Annotated in this window: 16 protein-coding genes and 1 tRNA gene; 8 read left to right on the top strand and 9 right to left on the bottom strand. The window is 67.4% G+C overall.

The features are described 5' to 3' along the window. Nucleotides 1–5: 5 nt before the first annotated feature. Complete coding sequence (locus AC3ITW_RS15340; protein ID WP_100435032.1) at nt 6–767, top strand: SDR family oxidoreductase; 762 nt, start codon at nt 6–8, stop codon at nt 765–767. A gap of 6 nt (nt 768–773) precedes the next feature. Here AC3ITW_RS15340 and AC3ITW_RS15335 read toward each other — a convergent pair whose 3' ends face one another. Further along, nucleotides 774–1259, bottom strand: coding sequence for a hypothetical protein (locus AC3ITW_RS15335; RefSeq protein WP_100435031.1), 486 nt, complete (start codon nt 1257–1259; stop codon nt 774–776). A 160-nt stretch (nt 1260–1419) separates the two neighbouring features. Here AC3ITW_RS15335 and AC3ITW_RS15330 point away from each other — a divergent pair, with 160 nt between their 5' ends. Next, nucleotides 1420–1593, top strand: coding sequence for a hypothetical protein (locus AC3ITW_RS15330; protein WP_202908194.1), 174 nt, complete (start codon nt 1420–1422; stop codon nt 1591–1593). Between the two features lie 61 nt (nt 1594–1654). Here the strand turns inward: AC3ITW_RS15330 and AC3ITW_RS15325 are convergent. From AC3ITW_RS15325 to AC3ITW_RS15310, 4 genes are all read right to left on the bottom strand, one after another. Then, nucleotides 1655–1730: transfer RNA gene (locus AC3ITW_RS15325), tRNA-Ala, on the bottom strand. Between the two features lie 89 nt (nt 1731–1819). After that, nucleotides 1820–2746 carry an alpha/beta hydrolase gene (locus tag AC3ITW_RS15320; protein WP_489389701.1) on the bottom strand — a complete coding sequence of 309 codons (927 nt, stop codon included), beginning with the start codon at nt 2744–2746 and terminating at the stop codon, nt 1820–1822. Then, nucleotides 2736–3629: an alpha/beta fold hydrolase gene (locus AC3ITW_RS15315; protein WP_100435030.1), complete on the bottom strand. Its 894-nt coding sequence runs from the start codon at nt 3627–3629 to the stop codon at nt 2736–2738. The genes AC3ITW_RS15320 and AC3ITW_RS15315 overlap by 11 nt, the downstream gene beginning before the upstream one ends. Nucleotides 3630–3649: 20 nt before the next feature. Next, entirely contained in the window at nt 3650–4705 is a 1056-nt protein-coding gene (locus tag AC3ITW_RS15310; RefSeq protein WP_006380253.1) for a sugar phosphate isomerase/epimerase family protein, read from the bottom strand. A 101-nt stretch (nt 4706–4806) separates the two neighbouring features. Here AC3ITW_RS15310 and AC3ITW_RS15305 point away from each other — a divergent pair, with 101 nt between their 5' ends. Then, nucleotides 4807–5409: a TetR/AcrR family transcriptional regulator gene (locus AC3ITW_RS15305; RefSeq protein WP_448123243.1), complete on the top strand. Its 603-nt coding sequence runs from the start codon at nt 4807–4809 to the stop codon at nt 5407–5409. Nucleotides 5410–5608: 199 nt separating this feature from the next. Next, complete coding sequence (locus tag AC3ITW_RS15300; RefSeq protein WP_032971731.1) at nt 5609–7939, top strand: TonB-dependent receptor; 2331 nt, start codon at nt 5609–5611, stop codon at nt 7937–7939. 75 nt (nt 7940–8014) lie between these two features. Here the strand turns inward: AC3ITW_RS15300 and AC3ITW_RS15295 are convergent, their stop codons facing one another. Both AC3ITW_RS15295 and rnd read right to left on the bottom strand, forming a co-directional pair. Continuing rightward, on the bottom strand, nt 8015–9088 hold the full coding sequence (locus tag AC3ITW_RS15295; RefSeq protein WP_100435027.1) for a hypothetical protein: 1074 nt from the start codon (nt 9086–9088) through the stop codon (nt 8015–8017). Between the two features lie 90 nt (nt 9089–9178). Continuing rightward, on the bottom strand, nt 9179–10258 hold the full coding sequence (gene rnd / locus AC3ITW_RS15290; protein WP_100435026.1) for a ribonuclease D: 1080 nt from the start codon (nt 10256–10258) through the stop codon (nt 9179–9181). A gap of 84 nt (nt 10259–10342) precedes the next feature. On the opposite strand from rnd, the gene AC3ITW_RS15285 reads away from it, so the two are divergent. Continuing rightward, on the top strand, nt 10343–12229 hold the full coding sequence (locus AC3ITW_RS15285; protein WP_489389700.1) for a formylglycine-generating enzyme family protein: 1887 nt from the start codon (nt 10343–10345) through the stop codon (nt 12227–12229). Between the two features lie 88 nt (nt 12230–12317). After that, nucleotides 12318–13214, top strand: a complete 897-nt coding sequence (locus tag AC3ITW_RS15280; RefSeq protein ID WP_065724304.1) for a M48 family metallopeptidase — start codon at nt 12318–12320, stop codon at nt 13212–13214. Between the two features lie 548 nt (nt 13215–13762). Here AC3ITW_RS15280 and xseA read toward each other — a convergent pair. Both xseA and queG read right to left on the bottom strand, forming a co-directional pair. After that, nucleotides 13763–15094, bottom strand: a complete 1332-nt coding sequence (xseA, locus tag AC3ITW_RS15275) for an exodeoxyribonuclease VII large subunit (RefSeq protein WP_100435023.1) — start codon at nt 15092–15094, stop codon at nt 13763–13765. A gap of 44 nt (nt 15095–15138) precedes the next feature. Beyond that, nucleotides 15139–16209, bottom strand: a complete 1071-nt coding sequence (gene queG / locus AC3ITW_RS15270; RefSeq protein WP_489389699.1) for a tRNA epoxyqueuosine(34) reductase QueG — start codon at nt 16207–16209, stop codon at nt 15139–15141. A 23-nt stretch (nt 16210–16232) separates the two neighbouring features. Between queG and AC3ITW_RS15265 the strand changes: the two genes are divergently transcribed. Both AC3ITW_RS15265 and tsaE read left to right on the top strand, forming a co-directional pair. Further along, nucleotides 16233–17717 (top strand): NAD(P)H-hydrate dehydratase, encoded by a 1485-nt coding sequence (locus AC3ITW_RS15265; protein ID WP_489389698.1) that lies wholly within the window; start codon nt 16233–16235, stop codon nt 17715–17717. Beyond that, nucleotides 17714–18196, top strand: a complete 483-nt coding sequence (gene tsaE / locus AC3ITW_RS15260) for a tRNA (adenosine(37)-N6)-threonylcarbamoyltransferase complex ATPase subunit type 1 TsaE (protein ID WP_012511659.1) — start codon at nt 17714–17716, stop codon at nt 18194–18196. The genes AC3ITW_RS15265 and tsaE overlap by 4 nt, the downstream gene beginning before the upstream one ends. The last annotated feature ends 30 nt before the right edge of the window (nt 18197–18226 follow it).

Raw genomic sequence — 18226 nt, 5'->3', positions numbered from 1 at the left:
CGACCATGCGCCTGAACAACAAGATCGCTCTCATCACCGGTGCCAGTGCCGGCATCGGTCGCGCCAGCGCGCTGCGCTTCGCTGCCGAAGGAGCAAAGCTGGTGCTCAACGCACGGCGGCCGGAGCCGCTGCAGGGACTGGCCGAACAGATCCGCGCCGCTGGTGGCGAGGTGGTGGTGCATGCGGCGGATGTGGCTGATCCGGGCACGGCGCAGGCGCTGGTCGATCTGGCCCAGCAGTCCTTCGGTGGTCTGGACATCGCGCTCAACAATGCCGGCATGCTCGGCCCCGGTGTACCGGCAGCGGAGTTCCCGGTGGATGCCTGGCGCGAGGTGATGGCCACCAATCTCGATGCGGCCTTCCATGCCGCACGCGCGCAGTTGCCGGCATTGCTGGCACGCGGCGGTGGCTCGCTGGTGTTTGTCGGCACCTTTGTCGGCCACACCGTGGGCTTCCCGGGCATGGCGGCCTATGCGTCGAGCAAGGCCGGGCTGATCGGCCTGAGCCAGGTGATCGCCGCCGAATACGGGGCGCGTGGCGTGCGCAGCAACGTGCTGCTGCCCGGTGGCACCGATACCGAGATGGGGCGGCAGGCGGCGCCTACGGGCGATGCGCGTGATTTCGTGCGCTCGCTGCACGCACTCAAGCGCCTGGCCGAACCGGAAGAAATCGCCAATGCGGCGCTGTTCCTGGCCAGCGATGAAAGCAGTTTCGTCACCGGTACCGCGATGCGCGTGGAGGGTGGCGTGTCGATCACCCGTACCTGAGCGCGGTTACGTGCGTGGTGAGTAGCGAATGCCGCTGCTGGCCATGAAGCCTTTCGGATCGAAACGGGCCCAGGCTTCGCCCCAGTCGAACCGGGCGTGGCCGCCGCTCAGCTTGCGACCCAACGCCGCGCCCAGCGTGCGGCGCATGAAGGCGACCTCGGCGTCGATCGCCACCTGGGTCGGCCAGCCGTCTTCCAACGTCGCACCAGGCAGACTGACGCCCATCGTCACCATGTCGAGCTGTTGCCCGTGGAAGCACAGGCTGATGCCAGCGGGCGCACCGCCCAGGCTGAGCCGGTGCAGGCTCAACCAGCGATAGCCGGTGCCGACATCACGCTCCCCACTTGCCAAGGTGGCAAAGGCGATGCGCGCTTCATCCAGTGAGAGGGTGGGGCAGATCAAGGCCGACATATTGCCGAGCCGGAGGCTGCCGTCGGTCGCATCGAAGATCATCGGCACGGCGTGTGCTGCGTGCTGGGCAGAAGAGGGCATGGTGCACCCGATATGCATAGTGCGTCGGATTCTGGATGTACCTTGCCGATGGCTGCAAGCCGCGGGCTGCACACAGCGTTCGCACCGAACTGACTGGCGACTTACCCGATCCGCTCTAGCGTGGAGGCAGCGTCGGCCTCTGCCGACGAGGGAGTTTTCGATGAGCGAGCACGATAAAGATCACGGCGACCCGAAGCAGGGCGTGCAGGAAAGCCGCCAGGACAGGAAGCAGGACGACGTGGCCAAGCAGCGGCCGGGGCAGCGCGATCAACAGCTGCGCGATGCGCACTCGCGCAGCCCGCACCGCAAGGACGGCGGCGAGGAGCCGGCCTGAACCGGGATGCAGGAAAGAAAAAACCCGCAGATCACCAGGATCTGCGGGTTCTTCCGAATAGTGGTGGAGCCAAGGAGGATCGAACTCCTGACCTCGTCATTGCGAACGACGCGCTCTCCCAGCTGAGCTATGGCCCCACGGCAGGCTTTCAGTGTAGCGCTGCCTGTGGGGCTTGCCAAGCGGAGGGCAGGGTGGCGGTGTTAGGCCCCGCCACTGGCCCACCTGTTCAGGCCAGTGCCTGACGCAGCCGGGCCCCCGCGCGCTGTACAGCCACGTCCGCGGAGGCCGCTATTCCATGCAGATGGATGCAGGCATGGATCATCCCGGGCAACCGCTCCAGCGTGCACGCCACGTTCGCAGACTGCAGGCGCGCCGCGTAGTGCTTGGCCTCATCACGCAGCGGGTCGTGCTCGCAGCTGAGCACGGAAGCCGGTGCCAGGCCGGACAGGTCCGTTGCGTGGGCCGGCGAAGCGAGTGCAGGCGGCGGATCCATGTCACCCAGATAAGCCTGCCAGCAGCGCTGCATCAGTTCGGCGCTGAGGTAGTAGCCGCTGGCGTACTCGCGGTAGGAATCGCTGCCCATGCCGGCATCCAGCGCGGGGTACAGCAGCAACTGGTGGCGCGGCTGCGGCAGGCCGAGATCACGCAGCAGCAGGCAGCAGGCGGCAGCGAGATTGCCACCGGCACTGTCGCCCCCGATCGCCAGTCGTTGCGGGTCCAGGCCCAGGCCTGCGGCGTTGATCTGCAGCCACTGCCAGGCGTCAGCGACATCATGCAGCGGCACCGGGAACGGATGCTCCGGGGCCAGCCGGTAGCCGACCGCCACCACAACGCAACCACTGGCATTGGCCATCGCGCGGCAGGGACCGTCATAGACTGCCAGCGAACACTGGAACCAGCCGCCGCCATGCGCGAACAACAGGGCCGGCGCCGGTCCGTCAGGCAGCCCTTCGGGGGTATACAGGCGCACTTCCAGCGCCTGCCCGTCACGTGCGACCACGCTGTGTTCGATCACGTGTGCGACCGGCTGCACTGCACCCTGCAGCTGCGGCAGCGCGGTCTCGCTTATCGCGCGCAGTTCGCGCAGGTCCTCCGGTAGCGGATGTGCGGCGACCGCATCGACGAACTGCTGCAGTGTGGGTTCAAGCGGCATGACGCGCCTCCAGCAGGAACGGCAGCAGCTGTTCCAGGAACGCCTGCGGTGCTTCCTCCATGATGAAGTGGCCACAGCCCGGCACGATGCTGCCACGCAGGTCATCGGCGTGTGGTTGCAGGGTCAGCATCGGTGCATCGGCGGTGGCATGCTCGGCGCCGATCGCCAGCACCGGCATGGCCAGGCGGCGTTGCGCACGCAGCTGGTTCTGGCGGATCGTTTCCGGAATCGCTCGGTACCAGGCGAAGCCGGCGCGCAGTGCACCGGGCCGACTGTAAGCGGCAATGTAGGTATCGGCGGCAACAGCATCACGGCGGTATGACCAGCGGTCGAACATGAATTCCAGATAGGCGCGCTCGCGTCCGGTGATCAGTGCTTCCGGCAGGTCGGTCACCTGGTTGAACATGAAGTGCCAGAGGAAGATGTTGTCGGCCGGCGCAGCGAAGATGCCCGGCTCCGGCGCCAGCCCGGGGATGACCGCTTCGGTGACGGCCAGCTGCTGCACGGCCTGCGGTTGGTCGCTGGCCAGCGCATAGGCGATCCACATGCCGATGTCGTGGCCGACCACCTGGTAGCGTTCGTGACCCAGCGCCTGCATGGTCTGGTGCAGTACTGCGGCGGCACTGCCTGTGTCGTAGCCATGCACGGGGCGATCGGATTCTCCAATGCCAGGCGGATCGACCGCGATGGCCTCGAAACCGGCGGCTGCCAGCGCATGCAGCACATGGCGCCAGGCATACCAGGTCTGCGGCCAGCCAGGGATCAGCAGTACGGGCTGGCCGCTGCCTGCCGACACGCAATGCACGCGCTGGCCGTCGATACGCAGGTAGTGATGGCGCAGGGCATCGTCGCCGGCAGTGCCAGCGGAAGAAAGGGTGTTCATGGGGGTTGCTCCGTTGGGGCTCAGGCGATGCCGAGCATCTGCTGCATCTGTGCGGTGCTGATCGGCGCGCCGGCGAAGTCGTCGAAGATCTTGTCGGTGACCGGAATGATGTGGTCGCGGATGAAGGCGGCGCCTTCGCGTGCACCGGCTTCCTGGTCCTTCAGGCAGCACTCCCATTCCAGCGTTGCCCAACCCTGGTAGTCGTACTGGGCCAGCTTGGAGAAGATCGACTTGAAGTCGACCTGGCCATCGCCCAGCGAGCGGAAACGGCCCGCCCGCTCGGTCCAGTCGGCGTAACCGCCGTAGATGCCCTGGCGCCCGCTGGGGCGGAATTCCGCGTCCTTGACATGGAACATGCGGATCAGTGGGTGGTAGATGTCCAGGTACTGCAGGTAGTCCAGCTGCTGTAGCACGAAGTGGCTGGGATCGAACAGGATGCGGCAGCGTTCATGCTGGCCGACACGCTCGAAGAAGCGCTCGAAGCTGGTGCCATCGTGCAGGTCTTCGCTGGGATGGATCTCGTAGCAGAGGTTGATGCCGTTGTCCTCGCAGGTATCGAGGATCGGCCGCCAGCGACGTGCCAGTTCATCGAAGGCTGCATCGATCAGGCCCGGCGGACGCTGCGGGAACGGGAACAGGTAGGGCCAGGCGAACGAGCCGGAGAAGGTGCCCATGTCCTGCAGGCCCAAGCGGCGCGACGCGCGGGCGGCCAGGTGCAGCTGCTGCTGTGCCCACTCGGTACGCGCCTGCGGATTGCCACGCAGCGCTTCGGGGGCGAAGCCGTCGCAGAGTTCATCGTAGGCCGGATGCACAGCCACCAGCTGGCCGAGGATGTGGGTGGTCAGTTCGCTGACCTGCAGGCCGTGCTCGGCCAGCGTGCCGCGGATGTCGTCGCAGTAGTCCTGGCTGTCGGCGGCGGTGGACAGGTCGAACAGGCGTGCATCCCAGGCCGGAATCTGCAGCGCCTTGAAACCGTGGCCGGCCGCCCACGCGGCAATGCCGGCAAGCGAGTTGAACGGGGCCTGGTCGCCGGCGAACTGCGCCAGGTGCAGGCTGGGGCCCTTGAGGGTCTGCATGTGCTGCTCCAATTGTTGGTCGATCAACAAAGAATAGGCGCGACCATCGATGCGGTCAACACCCGCGTTACACTGCGCGCCTCAGAACGGCAGGCAGGCAGATGGCAGGGCGACCGCGCGAATTCGACAGGGACCAGGCATTGCGCAAGGCGATGCTGCTGTTCTGGCAGCACGGCTATGAAGGCACCTCGATGTCAGCGCTGGTGGAAGCGCTGGGCATTGCATCGGCGCGCATCTATGCCGCGTTCGGCAGCAAGGAGCAGTTGTTCCGCGAAGCCGTTGCGCTGTACGAGGACGGCGAGGGCGGTTTCGCGCCACGCGCGCTGGAACAGGCATCGTTGCGCGAGGCGATTGGCAGCATGCTGCGCGATGCGGTGCTGACCTACACCCGCCGTGGCCGACCGCATGGCTGCCTGGTGGTGTCCTCGGCCAGCAGCGTGTCGCCCGATGGCGAGGGCGTACGGGACTGGTTGGCCAGCCATCGCCGCCAGCGCACCGCGGCGATCATCGCGCGCCTGCAGCAGGCGCAGGCCGCCGGCGAACTTCCTGCCGGGGTCGCGGTGCAGGCGCTGGGCGACCATTTTGCCACCGTGCTGCACGGCATTTCGGTGCAGGCCCGTGACGGCATCAGCCGTGAGCGGCTGCTGGCGATGGTCGACGTGGCATTGATGACTCTCAATTCGGGGTCAGATCCTTTTTCCTGAGGAAAACGGATCTGACCCCAGGTAATGCGCTGGGCCCGCGAAGTGCCGGGTGACTGTGCCGAAACCGCTTGTTTCGCCGGGTTTGGGTGCCGCGCAACGAAATCGTAACAATTTGGGGGATAATGACGGCTTGCGCAGTTTTCCTCCTTTTTGCCGCCCGGCTCGCGCAGGCCGCACGGACGCCTCCTCAGAGCATTCCATGCCCTCCCATACCGATTCCCGCCGCCTGTCGGGTATGTCGTCTTCCTTCGTTTCCTTCCGCCGCCACCCGCTGGCGCTGGCCTGTGCCGGCGTGGCCCTGGCTGCCAGCTTCGGCGCCTCGGCGCAGGACAGTGCGCCGACCCCGACCGGGCTGGACACCATCACCGTGACCGCCGAACACCGTGAGCAGAACCTGCAGGAAGTGCCGGTCTCGGTCGGCGTGGTGCAGGGCGAGCGCATGCGCGACTTCACCGCTGGCGGCGACGACACCCTGCTGGCGCTGTCCGGCCGCGTGCCGAGCCTGTATGCGGAAACCACCACCGGCCGCATTTTCCCGCGCTTCTACATCCGCGGCCTGGGCAACATCGACTTCTACCTGGGTGCTTCGCAGCCAGTGTCGATCATCCAGGACGATGTGGTGCTGGAGCACGTGGTGCTGAAGTCCAACCCGGTCTATGACGTGGACCAGGTGGAAGTGCTGCGCGGCCCGCAGGGCTCGTTGTTCGGCCGCAACACCACCGCCGGCATCATCAAGTTCGACACGCTGAAGCCGACCCAGGACTACACCGGCCGTGTCAGCGCCAGCTATGCGACCTACAACAGCGTGTCGATCGACGGCGGCTTCGGCGGCCCGATCAACGACATCGCCTCGTTCCGCGTGTCGGCCCTGTACCAGCACCGCGACGACTACGTCGACAACACCTACAAGGGCCCGAGCGCCGACGGCACGGTCAGCCCGAAGAAGAACGCCATGGGCGGCTTCGATGACCGCAACGTGCGCGCCCAGCTGCTGCTGACCCCGAGCGACCAGTTCTCGATCCTGGCCTCGGCCCACGCCCGTGACTACGAAGGCACCTCGACCCTGTTCCTGCGCGGTGCGCTGACCAAGGGCTCGAACAAGACCGACGTGCCGCGCGACAAGGTCGCCTACGACGAAGCCGGCAACAACCCGCAGGCGTACAAGACCTACGGCGGCTCGGTGAAGGCGCGTTACGACTTCGGCGCGATCGACTTCACCTCGATCACCGCCTACGAGACCACCTCCGGCTACAGCCGTGGCGACACCGACGGCGGCGCTGCGGTGAACTTCCCGGTCAACGGCGTGCCGAACGGTTACGGCCAGTCGATGGGCCGCATCCGTGATCTGGACCAGTGGACCCAGGAATTCCGCCTGGCCAGCCATGACGACAGCGCCCTGCAGTGGCAAGCTGGTGCGTTCTACTTCAACGGCAGCGACACCACCGATTTCTACCAGCGCGCCTGGTTCCTCAACGGTGCCGCACGCAACCCGAACAACTGGGTGCGCCTGCGCAACAAGAACACCTCGTGGGCCGGTTTCGGCCAGCTCAGCTACGCGTTCACCGACAAGTTCACCGTCACCGCTGGCCTGCGCCAGACCAAGGACGAGAAGCACACGCGCCTGCTGAAGACCGCGGACACCGCTGCCGGCGTGGTCACCTACAAGGGCCGCACCGACGTCAAGATGTCCGACACCACCCCGAGCTGGGATCTGAGCGCGATGTACCAGATCACGCCGGACGTGAGCGTCTACGCCAAGGTCGCACGCGGCTTCCGCGGCCCGACCATCCAGGGCCGTTCGGCGGTGTTCAATGCCGATTTCACCACCGCCGATTCCGAGACGATCCTGTCCTGGGAAGCGGGCGTGAAGAGCAGCCTGTGGGACAACCGCCTGCGCCTGAACGCCACCGCGTTCACCTACACCGTCAACGACATCCAGCTCAACGGCAACGATTCGGACGGCAACGGCGTGCTGTTCAACGCCGACAAGGCCAAGGCATACGGCTTCGAAGCGGACATGGAGCTGCGCCCGATCCCGAACCTGACCCTGAGCGCCGGCCTGAGCCTGCTGCACAGCGAGATCAAGGACAAGCGCGTGTACGCGCAGGTCTGCGGCCTCAACGGCCAGGTGGTCTGCACCGTCGGCGACCCGACCATCAAGGTCGGCGCCAACACCTTCGCGCAGATCGATGGCAACCCGCTGCCGAACGCGCCGAAGTACAACGTCAACCTGGCCGCCCGCTACGACTTCCCGGTCAGCGACGCAGGCACCATGTTCGTCTCCACTGACTGGAACAAGCAGGGTTACACCAGCTTCGTGCTGTACGACAGCAAGGAATTCAACTCCAAGGGTGACTTCGAAGGCGGCCTGAAGATCGGCTACTCCGGCAACTACGGTGCCTACGAAGTGGCGCTGTTCGCGCGCAACATCACCAACGAGAAGAACCTCAAGGGTGTGATCGAGAACTACATGGCTGCGGTCTACAACGAGCCGCGCACCGTGGGTGTCTCGCTGAACATGAACTGGTAAGCCTTACCCCGTCGTGTAACGGAAACGGCGCTCATCGAGCGCCGTTTTTCGTTGCTGGCCAGGCATCATCCGTGCTCAAGGAGTGGCGCTGACGCCCTTGCCCAGCGCTGCATCGGACGGCGCACTGGGGCCCAGCACCTGCAGCTGCATCGCCTCCATCCGCTCCAGTACCTCGCGCTGCTTGCCGTTGAGGCCGCGCGAGGTGATTGCGATGTGCTTGCGTGCAGCGTCCAACGGCGCGGGTTGGTAGTGCACCCTGAAGCGGCGCAGGGCGCAGCCCGTCAGCTTGTCGACCGGTGCGCAGTCGTTCGCGTTGAAATCGATATCGCCGTCGGCGGCAACAATGAAGGGGCTGAGCAGGATCTGCCCTTCGTGGGCAGTGAAGGCCAGTGGCGCGTGGGCCTTGGCGATGACCGCCTGGATGCGTACGGCAGGGATGTCTTCAGGGACGATCCTGTCATCCCAGTAGCCTTCGGTCGGGCGCGAGGTTTCGTAGTTCTGGGTGCCCCATGCCACGCAGTTGCCAGAAGCCACGTGCACCGAGATGCAGACCTGCTGGGAGTGCTGATCGGTCAGGACGCCCGGTGGTACCCAGACCTTCTTCCAGGAATAGAAACGGTAGTCGACGTCGGCAAGGCGGGTGGCGCCGATGTCCTTCGATACTTCGTCCATGGTCCCCAGCGGCTTCAGCTTGGCCACGCGGGTGTTCAGGCGGTAGTTCTCCGCACCGTTCAGCAGATAGGTGCCCGGCGGAATCAGATGCACCTCGAACACGTCCATCAACACCGTCCGCTGCGGGCCGGTTTCCAGTTCGTTGGTGTTGAACAGCTGCACATAGCCCTGGGAGGGAATGTCCTTGTGCTGGAAGGACACCCGCGTCGAGAACCCGGGCAGGTCGGTCGAGCGGTTGCCCAGATGAAAGCCGGGGACCGGAGAGCCGACGCCTGGCCCACCGTTGTGCACGACATACGGGGCCGGCACCAGCACGGCAACCAGACCATCGCGGGTGGCACCGTCAATGATGTCCACCAGCTTGGCTGTGTTCTCCTTTTCCTGTGCATAGGAAAGCGGTGCGGCCTGCCCAGCGCATGCCAGGACCAACGGGGTTAGCAGCAGTGCGCAGGCGGTCGCGATCTTGAGGGTCTGCATCGACGTCTCCTTGTCAGTACCGGCAAACCCTAGCACGGCCCCTGCAGGCCTGAGGTGCACGGCGCCGGCGTGGTCCGGCGCCTTGTGCCATCAACGTGCCGGCAGCAGTGCCTGCAGCCGCGATTCCAGTTCCTGCTGGCGCCAGCCGGCCAGTGCGGCGGGCCATTGGCGACGCTCCAGATAGCTTTCGAGGTGCTTGCGCGAGGCAAGGATGCCATCGGGCAGGCCCAGCTCTCGGCTGCGTTCGGCCACCGCATCCTGCAGCTTCTTCAGCGCCTGCTTGTTGCTGTCGTTGGCCGGCAGCGCCAGCGGCGCTTCGGCTTCGTCGGCGAGCGGTGTGTCCAGCGCCTGCCACACCGCAGCGGCGAGCTTGCGCGGTGCCTTGGGGAACTGCTCGAACAGCTTGGCCAGCGCGTCGGCGTCGGCCGGTGGCGTACGCGCCAGGGTCGCCGCCAGTTCGTTGTCCAGGATCCAGCTGCGCGGGCGGTCGCTGCTGCGTGCCTGCACATCGCGCCAGCGCAGCAGGCGCAGCAGGCGGTGCTGCGCGGCGGCATCAAGGAACTGCGCCGAGCGCATCGACAAGTGCGGCCAGCGGTCCTCGTCATTGGCGACGCTGGCCAGCAGGCGCTCGCCGTCGTCATGCAGCCACTGCTGGCGGCCGAGCGCCTGCAGCTTGGCATCGATGGCGTCATGCATCGCAAACAGATGCTCGACGTCGTCGGCGGCGTACTGCAGCTGCGACTCCGACAGCGGCCGGCGCATCCAGTCCGAGCGGGTCTCGCCCTTGGCCAATGCCACGCCGGTGATCTCCGCCACCAGCTTCTGGTAGCCCATGCCGCCGCCGATGCCGGCCAGCGACGCGCCGATCTGGGTGTCGAACAGCGGTCGTGGCAGCACGCCGCAGGCCCACTTGAAGGCGACCAGGTCTTCGCTGGCGCTGTGCATCACCTTGATGATCGATTCATCGGCCAGCCACGGCGCCAGCGCCTCGGTCATGCCGGGAATCAGCGGGTCGATCAGCAGGATGTCCTGGCCGACCGCCATCTGCACCAGTGCCAGCTGCGGCCAGAAGGTGCGCTCACGAATGAATTCGGTGTCAAGGCCGATGCGGGAGGGGCGCTGCTGGAAGTACGCATCCAGCTCGGTGGGGGTGGTGATCCAGGTTGCCACGGGTCAGGGCCTACTACTCGGGTTTGCTCAGGCAGGGGAGAATAGCCTAACGTCGGTCCGCGTCCGTGCCGAAGGAGATCCCGCTTGCGTTTTCCGCTGTCGTCCGTGCTGTGCACCGCCCTGGCCGTGGCCCTGGCCGGTTGCACGCCGTCGCCCCCCGCGACGGCGGACCGGACGGCAGCCGATGACCTGCGTCCAGGTGCGGGCAAGGGCGCCGATGACAGCCCGCAGCCGGCCCTGGGCAGTGTGACCATCGCCGGCGAGGATGCCGCAGAGGACGTGCAGCAGTGGACGCCGCCACGGGTGGACCGGCAGGGCCGCAGCCTGGCCCAGTTGCGCCGTGCCGCAACGCAGGCGTACGCCGATGGCCGCCTGTACGAGGACGCCGACGCGGCCATCCCGCTGTGGCTGGCTGTCCAGGAAGAAGACCCGGATGACCGCCAGGCGCGACTGGGCCTGCAGCGCGCGCGCCAGCGCCTGCAGCAGCAGACCGATGCGCTGCTGGTACGGCCGCTGAAACAGCGCGAAGCACTGGCCGAGGCCAGCCGACAGGCACTGGTGCTGCTGACCCTGGCGCCCAAGGACGAGACCGTGCGGGCGCTGCAGGGCCGGGTGGAGAACGCGCAGCGGGTGGTGGCCTACAACCGTGCCGGCGAAGAGGACCTGCGCGCCGACCGGATTGGCGAGGACGGCGACGGTGCGATCGGCAATTTCCGCGAGGCGCTGGCGCTGGATGAACAAAACAGCCGGGCGCACCAGGGCCTGGCAGCGGCCGAGAGCGGGCTGATCCGGCGTGCCGAGGAGGCCGCGCGTGCGCGTGATTTCGCCAGTGCCGGCAGCTGGTTGGCCGAGGCCAGCAAGGTCCGCGACTCGTCGCCGACCATTGCCGATGCATTCGAGCGCATCGAGCAGATCCGGGCGACCGTATTGCTGCAGCTGCGCGACGACGGCCTGCGGGACCTGGCCACGCCGCAGGGCTTGAAGCCGGCGCGCGAGAAGCTGGGCGAAGCCCTGCGCATCGCCCTGCCGGGTGACCCGGTGGTCGCCCAGCTGCGAGAGCGCATCGACCTGGCCACGCACTACGGTAGCTTCCGCCCGGGCCAGGTGTTCAGCGACGCCATGCGCGATGGCGGACGCGGGCCGCAGATGGTGGTGGTGCCGCATGGTGGCTTCCAGATGGGCGCTGGTGATGCGGAGCCGGGCTCCACTGATTCCGAACGGCCCTCGCATTACGTGCGTTTCGATCGTGGCTTCGCGATGGCGATCACCGAGGTCACGGTTGGCGATTTCGAGCGCTACGTGAAGGCGACCAATGCGCGGCCACGTGCGAGCCGTCGCGGTCATTCGGTGGTCTATGACGAACGTAGCGGCAACTTCATCCGCCGCAGCGGCGTGGACTGGCGCTCGGATTACGACGGTGGCCGCGCGATGGGCAATGCCCCGGTGATGCATGTCAGCGTGCGGGACGCCGAGAACTATGCGGTCTGGTTGTCCGAGCAGACCGGTCGCAGCTATCGGTTGCCCAGTGAGGCTGAGTTCGAGTACGCGCTGCGTGGCGGCAGCAGTGGCCGCTATCCGTGGGGCGATGCCGGCATACCGCCGCCGGGCAGTGGCAACTTCACCGGCAGCAAGGATGTGTCGCCCTCCGGGCGGCACTGGCACAACGCCTTCGTCGGTTATGGCGACGGCTGGTGGGGGCCGGCACCGGTGGCCAGCTTCCGGGCCAATGCGTACGGCCTGCACGACATGGGCGGCAACCTCAGCGAGTGGGTGGCCGATTGCTGGCACGCCAGCTACCGGCGTGCGCCCTCCGATGGCGCGGCCTGGTTCAACCCGGGCTGCCGGGCACGGGTGATCCGTGGTGGCAACTGGGCCAACGCGCCCGAGCAGACCCGCGCGGCCTGGCGGCAATCACAGGACTCGGACACCACCAACGCGCGCATCGGCTTCCGCCTGGTGCGCGGCATCTGATCGGCGTCCGGCTTCACCCGCTACGGGCATCGGCGCACTAAGATTGCGCCGTACCCGCCAGCCGGCGGGGCTGCTGGAAGATCTCCCGATGAGCAACGATCCCTTCTCCCGCTCGCAGCAGGGCCCGCAGCGACGCGGCCTGTTCGGCAACATCCGGTGGTGGGTGCTGCTGCTGGCCGCCGGCTACGCCGCGTTCTACTGGTTCTCCAACCGCACGGTCGACCCCTACACCGGCGAGAAGGTGATGATCGACAGCAGCCTGGATGCGCGCCAGGAGACCGCACTGGGGCTGCAGGCCTACCAGCAGATCCTGTCGCAGGAACGGCCGATGGACCCGAATGCGCCGATCGCACGCGACGTGCGCGACATCGCCCAGCGCCTGATCGCCAAGGTGGACGTGGTGGAGACCGCGCTGGCGCAGGAGCACGGCGTGCAGCCGGCGCATTTCGCGCGTGATTTCCAGTGGGAAGTGAACGTGATCCCGTCCGAGCAGGCCAATGCGTTCTGCCTGCCTGGCGGCAAGATGGCGGTCTACACCGGCCTGGTGCCGGTGGCACGCACCCGCGATGCGATGGCAGTGGTGATGGGCCATGAAATCGCCCATGCGCTGCTGCGCCACGGTGCACAGCGCATGGCCCAGCAGAAGCTGACCCAGATCGGGCAGGTGGCTGGCGCTGCCAGCGGCATGGACGCGCAGCAGCAACAGATGATGATGTCGGCGATGGGCTACGGTTACCTGCTGCCCTACGCGCGCAGCCACGAGACCCAGGCTGACGAGGTGGGGCTGATGCTGGCGGCGGCGGCCTGCTTCGATCCACGCGAGGCGGTGCCGCTGTGGCAGCGCATGGGCCAGGCCAGCGGTGGCCAGGCACCACCGGAATTCTCCTCGACCCATCCCAACCCGGGTACCCGCATCCAGAACCTGCAGGCGCTGATGCCGAAGGCGCTCGAGTACCGGCAGAAGTTCTGCGAGCAGGCAAAGTAGGGGGTTGTTCGGCAGGGCTGCGCCCTGCACCTGCTACAAGCCAGAGCAACAGCAACAGCAACTGCAACAGCGTGCATTCCGTGGGATGGCGGTGTGGGTCCGGTTGCGGGAGACGCCGTAAACCCGTCCATGGGGGCTTGGCCGCGGCATCCATGCCGCGGACACTCCCACAACCGGACCCACCCCGCCTTCGACAGATTCTCGCGATTTCTTCGCTCTTCTGTAGAGCCGAGCCATGCTCGGCTCAAATCGTTCCGATATCGAAATATTTGATTCCGATGGAGATTCATCCACGCATGCGTGGATCTACCGTGTCGACCAAGGTCGACACCTACCAACAGCCTTCGGAATCTGTCAGAGGTGGGGCGGTGTCTGAGTGCGGGGTGTCAGCCGCATGGATGCGGCTGCCAAGCTTACAGGGACGTACTTGCAGCGTCCCCGCACTCCGACACCGCCCCGCCATCCCACGGAATGCTCGATTTTGACGTTGACGTTGCCTTGGCTTGAAGCCTCAGCAGGTGCAGGGCGCAGCCCTGCCGAACAACCCTTTACTTGACCTGCACGTCGATCACGCCGTCACCGACGCGAGCCTGCAGGGCGTCACCCGGCTGCACCTGGTCGACCTGCCGTACCAGTGTGCCGTCATCGCTGCGGGTCAGGATGCTGTAGCCACGGGCCACGGTCGCCAGCGGGCTGACCGCTTCCAGCGAACGCGCCAGCCCGCGCAGGCGCAGTGCATCGCGTTCCAGCAGGCGCTGCATCGCAATCTGCGGGCGCCCGCGCAGGGCAGCCAGGCGGCGCTGCATCGCGTCGAGCTGGCGCTGCGGATGGTGCCCGCGCAGGATCGCAGCCGCATGCCGCAGGCGCGCAGCACGGCGCTCCTGCTGCTGGTTGAAGGCAGCGTGCAGGCGCCGGCCCAGGTCAACCTGGCGGCGGCGCAGCAGGTCCAGCCGGGCCTGCGGGCTCTGGGCGTTCAGACGCAGCAGGGCGCGGTCGGCGCGCTGCATGGCCTGCTGCATCGTATGCCGTTGCAGCTGCACCATGCGCGCGGCATTGCGGCGCAGGCGCAGCGCCAGTTCGCGCTGGTCCGGCACCAGCAGCTCGGCGGCGACCGACGGCGTGGGTGCGCGCAGGTCGGCGGCGAAATCGCTGAGGCTGAAGTCGGTTTCGTGGCCCACTGCCGACACCACCGGGGTGCGGCTGGCGGCGATCGCACGGGCCAGCGCTTCATCGTTGAACGCCCACAGGTCTTCCAGCGATCCACCACCTCGGGTCAGCAGGATCACGTCGTAGCGGCCGCTGGCATCGGCGGCCTGCAGCAGGCGGGTGATCTGCGCCGCGGCACTGTTGCCCTGGACCAGGGTCGGCAGCAGGTCCACTTCCAGCAGCGGGAAACGGCGGCCGAGCACGCTCAGCACGTCGCGCACGGCAGCGCCAGTGGGTGAGGTGATCACCGCCAGGCGCCGCACGTGCGCCGGCATCGGGCGCTTGCGCGCCGGATCGAACAGGCCTTCGGCTTCAAGCCGTGCCTTCAACTCCTCGAAGGCGCGGCGCAGTGCGCCTTCGCCGGCTTCTTCCATGTGGTCCAGCACCATCTGGTACTCGCCACGGGCGTCGTACAGCGTCACCTTGCCGCGCACCAGCACGCGCATGCCTTCGCGCGGCACGAACTTCAGGTACTGCGCCTTCATCCGGAACATCGCCGCGCGCAGCTGCGCACGTGCGTCCTTCAGGGTGAAATACAGGTGCCCGGAGGAAGGCCGCGCCACGTTGCCCAGTTCGGCCTCGACCCAGATCGCCGGGAAGCTGCCTTCCAGCAGGTCGCGGGCCAGGGTGTTGAGTTGGCTGGGGGTGAGGATGTCGTTGTTGCGTGGCTGCATGGGAACGGCGTGCGGCGGGTGGAACGGGGGCTCAGGATCGCACGTCAGCGGGCGCCGTGCTGGGCCAGTGCCCACTGCACGTGTTCACGCACCAGCGGCGAGGGATCATCGACGCGGGTATGCAACGCGGCCAACGCCTCGGCCGAGGCCGGTGCGTTGCCCAGCGCCACGGCGATGTTGCGCAGCCAGCGTTCATGGCCGCTGCGGCGGATCGGGCTGCCTTCGGTGCGGCGCAGGAATTCTGCTTCGTCCCAGGCGAACAGCTGGTCCAGTCGCGCGGTATCGAGGTTGTTGCGTGCACGGAAGTCGGCTTCGTCGGTGCGCTTGGCGAACTTGTTCCAAGGGCAGACCAGCTGGCAGTCATCGCAGCCGTAGATGCGGTTGCCGATCAGCGGCCGCATGTCTTTGGGGATGGCGCCATCGTGTTCGATGGTCAGGTAGGAGATACAGCGCCGCGCGTCCAGCCGCTGCGGGCCGGTGATGGCCTGGGTCGGGCAGACATCGATGCAGCGCGTGCAGGTACCGCAGTGTGCTGTGGCCGCTGCATCGATCGGCAGCGGGATATCGATGTAGATCTCGCCGATGAAGAACCAGGAGCCGCCGTGGCGGTCGATCAGGCAGGTGTGCTTGCCGATCCAGCCGAGCCCGGCGTTGCGCGCCAGTGCGCGTTCCAGCACCGGTGCCGAATCGACGAACACGCGGTAGCCCAGCGGTGCCACTTCATCGTTGATCTGCGTGGCCAGCTTCTGCAGGCGGTTGCGCATCAGCTTGTGGTAGTCGCGGCCCAGCGCGTAACGGGCCACGTAGGCGCGGCCGGGATCGGCCAGGGTTGCCCAGGCTTCGGTGTCGTCCTTGTGGCTGTAATCCATGCCTAGCGAGATCACCCGCACGGTGCCGGGCAGCAGCTCGGCCGGGCGTGCGCGCAGGGTGCCGTGGCGCGCCATCCAGTCCATCGTGCCGTACAGGCCCTGGCCCAGCCAGTCGGCCAGATGCGCTTCATCCTCGCCCAGTTCGATGCCGGCAATGCCGCAGCGCTGGAAGCCATGCGCACGGGCCAGTTCACGGATGCGCTGCACGGCCTGGGCCGGATCGACAGGGGCGGGGACGGGGGACATGTGCACCAGTATAAAATCCCTGCATGGCCAACCTTGCCGATCTGTTCGATTCCGCTGCCGCGCGTGCGCTCGATGCGCAGGCCTCGGCACTGGCTGCCGATGGCGGCTGGGACCTGATGGCGCAGGCCGGCCAGGCGGCCTGGCAGTGCCTGCTGCAGCGCTGGCCGCAGGCGCAACGGATCGGCGTGGTGGCCGGCGCGGGCAACAACGGCGGCGATGGCTACGTGCTGGCCAGCCATGCGCTGCAGGCCGGGCGGCCGCTGAAGGTGATCAGCTTGCCGGGCAAGCTGCCGTCGACCGCACTGGCGCGGCGTGCGGCATCGGACTTCGCCCGCGCGGGGGGCACTGTTACCGCATTCGACGGCACGCTGCCCGAGGCCGACATCTGGGTCGATGGCCTGTTCGGGCTGGGCTTCGACCGCGCGCCGGAGGGCGCGGCGCAGGCCATGATTGTCGCGCTCAACGCGCAGGTGGCACCGGTATTGGCGCTGGACGTCCCCAGTGGCGTCGATGCCGACCGCGGCGCCGTACCCGGCGTGGCGGTCAGGGCCGCGCTGACCCTGCAGTTCATCGTGGCGCATCGCGGCCTGTATACCGGTGACGCGCTGGATCATTGCGGACAGAAGCAGCTGGCGCCGCTGCAACTGCCAACGGCGGCATGGCTGGGCGTGGCGCCAGCGGCGGAGCACTGGACGCAGCCGCGCTTGCCGGCCCTGCTGCGGCCGCGCCGTGCCAATACCCACAAGGGTGAATCCGGCCATGTGCTGTGCGTGGGCGGCAACCACGGCAGCGGCGGCGCCATCGCGATGGCCGCCGAAGCGGCGCTGCGGGCAGGCGCGGGCCTGCTCAGCCTCGGCACCCGCCGCGACCACGTTGGCCCGTTGCTGGCTCGGCTGCCCGAGGCCATGACCCATGCACTGGAAGATGGTGACGCACTGCCGGCGCTGCTGGACAAGGCCAGGGTGGTGGCGATCGGGCCCGGGCTGGGCCAGGACGAGTGGGCACGTGCATTGTTTGCGCGGGTGCTGGCATGCGGCAAGCCGCTGGTGATCGATGCCGATGCCCTGAACCTGCTGGCGCAGGACCCGCGCGCATTGCCCGAAGCCATTCTCACGCCGCACCCGGGCGAGGCTGCGCGTCTGCTCGGCTGCAGCACGTCTGACATCCAGGCCGACCGCTTCACCAGCGCACAGGCACTGGCCGAACGTTTCCACGCGGTGGTGGTGCTGAAAGGGGCCGGCAGCATCGTGGCCGCCCCTGGACACGGGCCACGGCTGATTGCCGCCGGCAATCCCGGCATGGCTGTGGGTGGCATGGGGGACCTGCTGACCGGCATCATCGCCAGCCTGCGCGCGCAGGGCCTGAGCGCCTTCGACGCCGCCGCCACTGGCGCGCTGCTGCATGCGCTCGCCGGCGATATCGCTGCCGCCGACGGTGCGCGCGGCCTGCTTCCTACTGATCTGCTGTCGCCGCTGCGGCGACTGGCCAACCCGGAACTTTCTCGATGATCGATTTCTTCCTTGCCGACAGCGATGCCACCGAACTGCTCGGGCAGTGGCTGGCCGCCACCCGACCGCCGCAGGCGCTGGTCGAACTGCGCGGCGACCTGGGCGCCGGCAAATCCACCACCGCCCGCGCACTGCTGCGCGCACTGGGCGTGCAGGGGGCGATCCGCAGCCCGACCTACACCCTGGTCGAGCGCTATCCGCTGGCCAGCGGTGGCGAGGCCTGGCATCTGGACCTGTACCGGATCGGCCAGGCCGGCGAGCTCGATTTTCTCGGGCTGGACGAGGGCAGTGCAGTGCTGTGGCTGGTGGAATGGCCCGAGCGTGGCGCTGGCGCGCTGCCGCCGACTGACCTGGTTGTGGCGCTGGAGATCGAGGGGCAGGGGCGTCGCGTCCGTCTCACTGGAGCCAGCGACGTCGGACATGAATGGCTGAAACGGCTCCCCCAAGGGGGCGACTTGCAGGCCATTTCTGTCGGCTGACGAGAACAAACACCGGCAGGTTACGGATTA

The sequence above is a fragment of the Stenotrophomonas sp. KH_052 genome, assembly GCF_057838755.1.
Note: the sequence above shows the minus strand (reverse complement) of the source record. Positions and strands in the feature narration are given on the sequence as shown.

Coding starts and splice junctions, on each gene's coding strand:
- AC3ITW_RS15340 (WP_100435032.1), top strand. CDS start 6: ATGCGCCTGAACAACAAGATCGCTCTCATCACCGGTGCCAGTGCCGGC.
- AC3ITW_RS15335 (WP_100435031.1), bottom strand. CDS start 1,259: ATGCCCTCTTCTGCCCAGCACGCAGCACACGCCGTGCCGATGATCTTC.
- AC3ITW_RS15330 (WP_202908194.1), top strand. CDS start 1,420: ATGAGCGAGCACGATAAAGATCACGGCGACCCGAAGCAGGGCGTGCAG.
- AC3ITW_RS15320 (WP_489389701.1), bottom strand. CDS start 2,746: ATGCCGCTTGAACCCACACTGCAGCAGTTCGTCGATGCGGTCGCCGCA.
- AC3ITW_RS15315 (WP_100435030.1), bottom strand. CDS start 3,629: ATGAACACCCTTTCTTCCGCTGGCACTGCCGGCGACGATGCCCTGCGC.
- AC3ITW_RS15310 (WP_006380253.1), bottom strand. CDS start 4,705: ATGCAGACCCTCAAGGGCCCCAGCCTGCACCTGGCGCAGTTCGCCGGC.
- AC3ITW_RS15305 (WP_448123243.1), top strand. CDS start 4,807: ATGGCAGGGCGACCGCGCGAATTCGACAGGGACCAGGCATTGCGCAAG.
- AC3ITW_RS15300 (WP_032971731.1), top strand. CDS start 5,609: ATGCCCTCCCATACCGATTCCCGCCGCCTGTCGGGTATGTCGTCTTCC.
- AC3ITW_RS15295 (WP_100435027.1), bottom strand. CDS start 9,088: ATGCAGACCCTCAAGATCGCGACCGCCTGCGCACTGCTGCTAACCCCG.
- AC3ITW_RS15280 (WP_065724304.1), top strand. CDS start 12,318: ATGAGCAACGATCCCTTCTCCCGCTCGCAGCAGGGCCCGCAGCGACGC.
- xseA (WP_100435023.1), bottom strand. CDS start 15,094: ATGCAGCCACGCAACAACGACATCCTCACCCCCAGCCAACTCAACACC.
- queG (WP_489389699.1), bottom strand. CDS start 16,209: ATGTCCCCCGTCCCCGCCCCTGTCGATCCGGCCCAGGCCGTGCAGCGC.
- AC3ITW_RS15265 (WP_489389698.1), top strand. CDS start 16,233: ATGGCCAACCTTGCCGATCTGTTCGATTCCGCTGCCGCGCGTGCGCTC.
- tsaE (WP_012511659.1), top strand. CDS start 17,714: ATGATCGATTTCTTCCTTGCCGACAGCGATGCCACCGAACTGCTCGGG.